Source organism: Streptomyces sp. NPDC001157 (assembly GCF_053598255.1).
This window is the reverse complement of record NZ_JBSFJW010000098.1, coordinates 1-1,059: the sequence shown is the minus strand read 5'-3', so window position 1 is coordinate 1,059 and position 1,059 is coordinate 1. Positions and strand designations below refer to the sequence as shown.

At 58.0% G+C, this 1,059-nt stretch carries 1 rRNA gene; it reads right to left on the bottom strand.

What is annotated here, in order from left to right:
* Positions 1 to 1,059 (bottom strand): 23S ribosomal RNA (locus ACWDAG_RS47740); the annotation flags it as partial.

Below are 1,059 nucleotides of genomic sequence, written 5' to 3'. Positions count from 1 at the left end.
CCTATCGCACGGCCTACACCCTTACCCCGGGACAACCACCGCCCGGGCTGGACTACCTTCCTGCGTCACCCCATCACTCACCTACTACCACCTTGGGTCAGCGGCTCCACCACTCCCCTTTGCCCGAAGGCTCCGGGGCGGCTTCACGGCCTTAGCATTAATGGGTTCGATGTTTGACGCTTCACAGCGGGTACCGGAATATCAACCGGTTATCCATCGACTACGCCTGTCGGCCTCGCCTTAGGTCCCGACTTACCCTGGGCAGATCAGCTTGACCCAGGAACCCTTAGTCAATCGGCGCACACGTTTCTCACGTGTGAATCGCTACTCATGCCTGCATTCTCACTCGTGAACCGTCCACAACTGCCTTCCGGCGCTGCTTCACCCGGCACACGACGCTCCCCTACCCATCACAGCAGGCGTTGGCCCTATTGCTGCAATGACACGACTTCGGCGGTACGCTTGAGCCCCGCTACATTGTCGGCGCGGAATCACTAGACCAGTGAGCTATTACGCACTCTTTCAAGGGTGGCTGCTTCTAAGCCAACCTCCTGGTTGTCTCTGCGACTCCACATCCTTTCCCACTTAGCGTACGCTTAGGGGCCTTAGTCGATGCTCTGGGCTGTTTCCCTCTCGACCATGGAGCTTATCCCCCACAGTCTCACTGCCGCGCTCTCACTTACCGGCATTCGGAGTTTGGCTAAGGTCAGTAACCCGGTAGGGCCCATCGCCTATCCAGTGCTCTACCTCCGGCAAGAAACACACGACGCTGCACCTAAATGCATTTCGGGGAGAACCAGCTATCACGGAGTTTGATTGGCCTTTCACCCCTAACCACAGGTCATCCCCCAGGTTTTCAACCCTGGTGGGTTCGGTCCTCCACGAAGTCTTACCTCCGCTTCAACCTGCCCATGGCTAGATCACTCCGCTTCGGGTCTTGAGCGTGCTACTGAAACGCCCTGTTCGGACTCGCTTTCGCTACGGCTACCCCACCCGGGTTAACCTCGCAACACACCGCAAACTCGCAGGCTCATTCTTCAAAAGGCACGCAGTCACGAG